Origin of the sequence: uncultured Meiothermus sp. (genome assembly GCF_937863175.1) — a bacterium.
Classification (GTDB): domain Bacteria; phylum Deinococcota; class Deinococci; order Deinococcales; family Thermaceae; genus Meiothermus.
Window position 1 is genome coordinate 1 of record NZ_CALMCQ010000227.1, and the last position, 7,459, is coordinate 7,459.

The 7,459-nt window shown below is 63.1% G+C and carries 3 protein-coding genes; 1 reads left to right on the forward strand and 2 read right to left on the reverse strand.

The genetic code is table 11. The features are described from left to right. Positions 1-5,697 (reverse strand): translocation/assembly module TamB (locus Q0288_RS08680; protein WP_299429499.1); only part of this gene is annotated, 5,697 nt, incomplete at its 3' end. Between the two features lie 150 nt (positions 5,698-5,847). Here Q0288_RS08680 and Q0288_RS08685 point away from each other — a divergent pair. Then, positions 5,848-6,114 (forward strand): acylphosphatase, encoded by a 267-nt coding sequence (locus tag Q0288_RS08685; protein ID WP_299429500.1) that lies wholly within the window; start codon positions 5,848-5,850, stop codon positions 6,112-6,114. A 430-nt stretch (positions 6,115-6,544) separates the two neighbouring features. On the opposite strand, the gene hflX is transcribed toward Q0288_RS08685, so the two are convergent. Continuing rightward, on the reverse strand, positions 6,545-7,459 hold a 915-nt coding region (gene hflX, locus Q0288_RS08690; protein ID WP_299429501.1), incomplete at its 5' end, for a GTPase HflX.

A 7,459-nucleotide genomic window follows, 5' to 3' on the forward strand; every position in this document is an offset into this window, starting at 1 on the left:
GGGGGCCGAGAGTCGCACGGCATAGGTCTGCAAATCCAGGCCCGCGACCAGGCGGCCCCCCGCAAAGGGATAGACGGCCTCGAGTTCCGGCCCCTGGCCCCGTATCTCGACGTCTCGCACCTCCAGCTCACCCGAAGCGCTGCGGCCCTCGAGGTTGATCGACAGTCTGCCCGCCCGACGGGTGCTGGCCGGAGCAGGATTGTTCAGGCTCTCGCGGTCGGAGGCCACCTGCAATATGGGATAGCGCAACTGCAGCGCCAGGCCCAGGATCTCGCCCTCCACCACCGGAATTCCCGCTCCCGAAAGCTCGAGGTTCCCCTCGCGGAAGCGGAGGCTCCCCGACCAGGTCTGGGCCAGTCCCACCGAACCCGCCAGATCACCGCTCAGGCTGGCCTGCAACTGGTTTTGCCGCCAGGTGGCCTGTACTGCGCCCCTCCGACCCAAAGCATCCCAGTCCAGGGTGCTCTCTAACCCATTCCACGGGCCGGCGATACGCCCACTCAGCCGAAGGCCGCTGAGGTTGTAGTCCTGCAACCGGGCCTCCAGTTGGTTGGGGGTGAGGGTGGCCTCCAGCCCAGGCGCAGTAAGGCGCAACCGGGCATCCTGGCCCTCGAGGTGGGTGCTTTGACCGGCAATCTGATATCGGCCTGTGATCCACTGACCCGGATAGGTGCCCCGGGCCTCCAGAATACCCAGGCCGCGCGGCAAGGCCCCCACATACGACCAGTTGACCTGCAAGGGACTGAGTTGCAAACGTCCGGTGAAGGGGGTCAGTTCGGCCAGACCGCGCAGGTCAATTTCACCGCCCTGCGCACTGAGTTGCACCGCCCCCCACTCCGGCACCAGCACCTGCCCGCTGCCGCGCAGCGCCAGTGGCGAGGCATCGAACTCGAAGCGGCCTTGCACGCTCAGGCTATCGGGTGCACGGAGGCCGGTCTGTCCCGAAGGGGATGATCCCCCGGCTCCAGCATCGCCTGACCCCAGCAGCGGCCCCTGTAAATTGGCCTCGAGTTGCCAGCGGGTGGGCTGGCTCCAGCCCTCGCGCAGCCGCCCTTGCAGGCTGCCCTGCCAGCCCTCCCGGCCCTCGAGTTCGACCCGGCCTTCCTCCAGGCTGGCCCGCCCCACCAGGCGACCTCCCGGCACCGGTAGATCGAGTTGCAGCGAGCCGCCTGGGGCATCGCCAGCCCAGCGCGCAGTTCCGGTTGCATAGGGGCCATCCAGTCGCACCAGAAGTTCTCGGTCAAAACTCAGATCAAAGCGCTGTTTTTCGTAGCGACCCCCAATCTGGGCCTGGAGCCTGGCCAGGTACGCCGCGCCGGTGGCCTCGAGGTTGGGGCCCTTCAAGACCAGCGGCAGGCGCAGGGTTTCCCAGGGGCCCTCGCCCTCGGTCTGGAGGCGTATGGGCAGCCCCACAAACGGCTCAAGATCGCTGTTCATGTTGAGCTTCACCACACCCTCGGCAAAGCGAGCCGACAGCCCGGCGCCCTCGGCCTCGGCCCAGAGCTGCTCCCGGTAGCCAAAACGCAAGGCCACCTCGGCTCCGCGACCCGCCAGGGTGCCATCCCCTTGCAAGACTGGCTGGAACAAAGTTCCACCCAGGGTTCCACGGGCCTTAAGGGTGTTGGCCGCCAGGGTGCGGGTATAGCTCACCTGGCCGCTTAGCTCAGCCCGGCGGTTGGTGCGGGCCTCGATGCGGGCCTCGTAGGCGGTTCCACGGGCCAACAAAGAATCGGCCTGACCCAGCAGTTCGAGGGCAGTCTGCTCCCCCCTGACCCGCATCTGCCCGGTAAAATGGTCACCCGCAAGGGCCAGGTTGCCCGACAAAGCAAAGGTGCGCTCACCTACCTCGAGGCTCCCCTGTCCGGCCAGCCGCACATTTTCCAGGCTGGCCGCCAGTCCCTGGGCTTCCACCCGCATGGGCGCGGCCCAGCTTGCCGTCCAGCGTGTTCCCTCGCCGCTCAGGCGCAGGGGGCCGCTCTGCTCGAGGTATTGCAGGCTCTCCAGGCTCCCACTGGCCTGGTAACGGAGGCCACTGCTGGAAAGCTCCAGGCTGGCCCTGGCATACGCAGTTTCCATCTGGACCTGGGCCAGCCCTCGGTTCTGCTGCAAGTCATAGCTACCCCGGGTCACCACGCGGATCAGAGGCGTGTTGGCTTCCATCGAAAACTCGGGACGCAGGCGCGGGCCGCCAAACTGCACCTCCAGATACACCTCCTGTGCCCGGTAGGCCATCCGGCCCTGAAGCTGCTCGCCCACACTGAGTATTCCCTCGAGGTCGCCCACCCCCAGCACTCTGGGGTCGCGGCCTGGCTCGAGCTCGACCACCACCCCGGACTGGAGTTGTGGCAAAAAGGCCGAGAGCGAACGGTTGTTGTAATCCACCTCAACCCGCTGGCCATAGGCCAGCAACTGCCCCGTTACCTCGCCACCGGCTTGCAGGTCGAGGCTTCCTTTTAACCGGCCCTGAACGTCCGCACCAAAGATCCGGGCAATGGGTGCGGTCTCGATATCGAACACAGCCTGTTTCTGTGAAATCTGCACCTGGCCATCGGGCAGGTTGAGGGTTGCCTTAAGCCGCTCTAGACTGGCCCCATCGGCCTGTACGCTGGCCGTAAGGGGTAGGCCGGCATAGGTGGTGCTCAGGCTTCCCCGCACCGCCAGGCTTTCCCCCTCCAGGCTGCCCTGCAAAACCCCGGCACGCTCCAGCAGTTTGTAGGGCCAGTTCACCCGACCGGAGTAGGAGAGGCCCTTTCCCTCGAGTTCCAGCGGCCCTTCCAGCTTCCAGGTCTGCGCGGTCACGTCGGCGCTGAGGCTCCAGGGCTGGGGCTCCAGATACGGTAGGTTATAGCGCCCCTGACCCCTCGCCTCGAGGTTGTTCCACGGCCCCGCCACATCCACGGTGCCGCTCACATAGGGCAGCCGCAAACTGCCCCGCAGGGCGATGGCTTCGGTGCTGACCACGCCGCGTACCGTGCCGTAGGGGCTCTGGGCTTCCAGGTTAACCGGCCCAAAGAGGCTTGAGCCGCTAAGCTGCGCCTGTCCATAAACCGTGTCCAGGCTGAGCCGGCCCCCTTGCTCGGACCAGTTGCCGGACAGGGTTCCCGGTAGACCCCACTGGCCCAGTTCGTAGCCGGTAGCAATGGCCCGCAGGCCCAGTCCTTCCAGAGGTCTCCCGGCCACCGGGCGGTAATCGCCAACGAGGGTGAGGCGGCCATTCTGGAACAATCCTGAGAAGTTCAGGTGGCTACCCTTCCCCTTGAATTCCATCGTGCCTTCCAGTCTCGGTACGCTGAGCCTGCCCTGGTAGGCCAGCCCAAACAGATCGGCCTGGCCCCGCAGATCACCGGAGTAGCCAGCATAGTGGAGACTGCCGCGCACCGAAAGATCGCTCCAGGCCCCCTCACTGCTCACCGTCCCGTAGGGTGTTTGCAGCTCGAGGCTTCCGCGCTCGAGATCGCCCCTGGCCGTCAGGCTGCCCGGCTGGCGGTAAATCAGAAGCGGCAACCGCCCTGCAAAAGGAAAGCCCGCCTTCAACTCGACCCGCCCCTCCGGCCAGCGCACCTCGGTACGGCTAATTTGCAGTGGAACCCTGGGTACCTCGACTGCCCCGGACAGCGGCAGGGTCAGTTGTCCGCTCAGGGCAGTGGTGGGCCAGACCGGGCCAGAAAGCTCTGCATAGCCTTCGGTCGTGGCCCAGAGTTCGGCATCACGGCCCTCCAACACGCCGCTCAACCACGGCGAGCCAAAGCGCACCTCGCCCCGGTAAAGCGAGCCCTGCAATCCCAGGTTCGATTCCAGGCGAATCTGCCGCCCGAGCTCGAGCGGCCCCCGCAGCAATAGCCCGCTGGTGCCATCCGCCGTGATGTGGAGGGTATCAAGTCGAGCCTGCAACCCGGAAGCGTCGGCAGTTCCGCTCAGGGGTATGGTTCGAAAGGGAGTACGCACCTTGCCCCGGTAGCGGGTGGCCAGGTCGAATAGTTCGCCATCTACCCTGACCCGCTCGCTTTGCAGGTTCCAGTTGCCACCGAGCTGGCCTGCTTCGTAGCGCAGGTCGCCCGAAAGACGGAAGGCTTCCAGGACTTGCAGCGGCAGGTTGCGCACGCCCAGTGTGAAGACGGCATCCTGGTAGACCCCCCGGGCCCACTGGTTCCCAATCCGCCAGACCGGCCCCTCCTGTCTAACTTGAATGGGAAACCGGGTGTAAGGCGAGTCGTAGTTCAGGTCTGCGCTAAACCGCCCGGCCTTCAGCCCCGCCTGCCCGGTGATCTGCCCTACCAGCAACTCGAGCCCGCCAAGCTGCATGCGGAGGTCGTCCCAGGTGCCGCTCAGGTTTACGGCCCCCAACTGGCCTTGTACCGTAGGGCCATCCCCCTGCAAACTGCCCGACAGGCTGAAGGGTTTGGCAGTGGGCAAACTGACGTTTTCCGACTGCACCCCCAGACTCCAGCGGGGCCCAGTACTGGTAAAGCTCAACCCGGCCTCTCCCAGTAGCGGGCGCGGCCAGACCAGACTCCCTTCGGCCTGGGTACTGGCGCCTTTCCCAACCAGGCGCAGACTGCTCTGGTAGGAGTCGCGTAGCGTCACGGTGTACTCGTCGGTGTTTCGCACCGCTACGTTAGCCTGAAAGGTTCGGTCGAAAAAAGCCCCATCCACCACGGTGTCGAGACGGAATTTCCCGTCGAAAGCCAGCGTTCCCTCGTAGGTCAAGGGTTCGTTTAAAAGGTAGCCTTCGCCCCTGTAGCGCCCGCTAATTACGATGTTTTGCCAGCCCCGGCCCTCCAGCACCAGTGGCCCACCCCCGCTCACCGGCAGCCGCAGGCCAAAGTTTTCCCCGAGTGCGCTCAGGGTGGGGGTTCCATCCACCCGGAAGCTATACTCCTGGTTATGCAAATCCACCGTGGCAGAGCCTTTGAGGGGACCATCCAGGCCACGTCCTACCAGATTGGCCGTCACCATCCGGCCATCGAAATCGGCGCTACCAAAAATATCGGAGAGGGTGAACCCTACAATTTTGACGGTGGCGTTTTTGATCTGATTCTTGCCCTGAATGCCATTCTTGACCCTGGGGCCAATGATCCAGGTGCCCTCGAGCTGGCCCGACTCGAAGCCCTCGAACCAGTAGCGGGCCGCCCGTAGATCGGCTTTGGCATCAATCTGCCAGGCTTCAAACTCACGCCCGGTACGCCTGATGCTGGCCGCCACCCTGCCGTCGGGCAGTTCGACGGTGGCCTGATATTCTGGCCCATCGCCACGCACTGTAGCCTTCAGGTTCGGTAACAAAAACTTCTGGCTCTGTTCGATTTGTACGCCGACCCGCCTGAGAACGAGTTCGTCCACCCGCAATTGTACCGGTGCAGGTGGCCCAGGTGGACGTTGTTCGGGGATGATGGCGTCCCACTTCAAAAAAACATCGCCCTCTTCAGCCAGAATTCGCAAGGGCAGTTCGCGGCGTTGCAGGCTAAGCAGGTTGAAGTTTACACGCAGGCGCCCAGCCTCGACCCTGAGTCCGTTGCCTTCTAGTCTAGCCCCCCGCAACTCGACTCCGCCGAGCAAATAGCCCCCCACAGCCTGCCACTGCCCGGTGAAATTGGCTGCTTTGAGCCCTTCTTGCAGGACAAAGCCGATGAGCGGGGGAAACGCCGGGAGCCCCACCAGCAGGAGGAGCAAAATTACCGGAACCCAGCGCCAAAACCGCACGCTACTCAGTCTAGCCCACAACTCTGAGTGAACTCTAGGAAAAAACCTCATCGGGAGCCAATCAAACCTGGCCTTTTAGCTGCTGATTTTAGTCCCAGTCCAAAACGAGGCCCGCTTTAGCATTCGATTCGCTCGTTGTAGATTGAAGGCGTGCAACGAATTACGGTGCTGATCAGTGGGCGGGTTCAGGGGGTGGGTTATCGTTATTTCACCCGCAAAAAAGCCTTTGAGCTGGGTCTGGCGGGCTACGCCGAGAACCTGCCGGATGGGCGGGTGGAGGTTATAGCCGAGGGCGAAAAGACCAGTCTGGAGCACCTGATTCACCACCTGCGCCAGGGCCCAAGGGGTGCCAGGGTGGATCACGTGGACGTGCAGTGGAGCGAGGCCACCAACCTCAAAGGGTTTCAAACCTTCTAATAGCGACTTCACGAAGACAATCTTTCTTGTGTCCTGGACAAATCCATATTCAGGATTTCGCCATTGCGAGTATTCCCCTCGAAGGTGCAGTGCGCCAGGCTTGGGGCAGACCCCCGGCCCAAGCAGTCCATTTTCAGGCCAGGTCATTAAGGTTCTCCTCGTTAAGCATTTGCAGTGCGTTGAGAGGCTGGCCCTGGGGTTGCGCCGAGGCAAACCCCAAAAATGAACTTGTACCGGATTCAATAAAGATCATCCTCCAACCCGGAGACCCCGAGGCTCTCTTTTTGAATCCTGGAGCACACCCCTCCCTGATGGTCTTCGAAAAAAGTGTCTCCCTTCGGTCGGGTTCGTTCGTTGCCGTGCGAACCGGGATCTTCTCGAAGGAGATCATCCTTTTGCGCAGTCAAGGGCGGTTATTCGCTGTAGCGGGTCAATCGGTTGAGGCTGGAACCGCAGCTTTGGGTTCTGGTGATACGTAGGCCCAGGCTGCCGGGCGCACGCCCTGGGCAATCAGTGCCTCCTTTACGGCCTGCTTCAGTTCATGCAAGCCCCGGCCCTTGACCACCGAAACCGGCCAACCGCCCAGGCGTTCCTTGAGAAACTCGAGGTCGTAGCCGCCTGCTGCATCGGCCTTGGAGAGTACCAGAATGCACCTGGCCTCTACCCCCAGGTCGGCCAGCAAAGCTTCGACCACCTGATAGCGCTCCAATGCCCCCTCCTGCGAGGCATCCAGAACGTGTAACAGCACATCGGCATCGCGTAACTCTTCCAGCGTCGAGCGGAAGGCTTCGACCAGATCGCCGGGCATATGGCGAATAAAGCCTACCGTATCGGTATAGAGCACCTCGCCTATACCGGGCAGAAAGCCCCGCCGGGTTAGCGGACGCAGGGTGGCAAAAAGTTTGTTCTCCCCTTCGTCGCCTTTCCTGGCCAGCGCATGCATCAAGGTGGTCTTGCCAGCGTTGGTATAGCCGACCACGCCCACGATGGGCAGACCCGATTTATCACGCTGGCGACGGGCTTCCTGGCGGCGTCCAGCAATTTCTCGCAGCTTGCGGGCAAGATCCGCGATGCGATCTTGCAGGCGGCGGCGATCCACTTCCAGCTTGGTCTCCCCCGGCCCTCGCGTCCCAATACCCCCACCCAGACGGGATAAATCCCTGCCCCTGCCCACCAGTCGCGGCAACAGGTATTTGAGCTGGGCCAGCTCGACCTGCACTTTGGCCTCCGGGGTGCGGGCATGCTGGGCGAAGATGTCCAGGATAAGCTGAGTACGGTCAAGAATCTTGAGGCCGGTGATGGTCTCCAATTCCCTGGCCTGAGCCGCGCTCAGCTCGATGCCAAA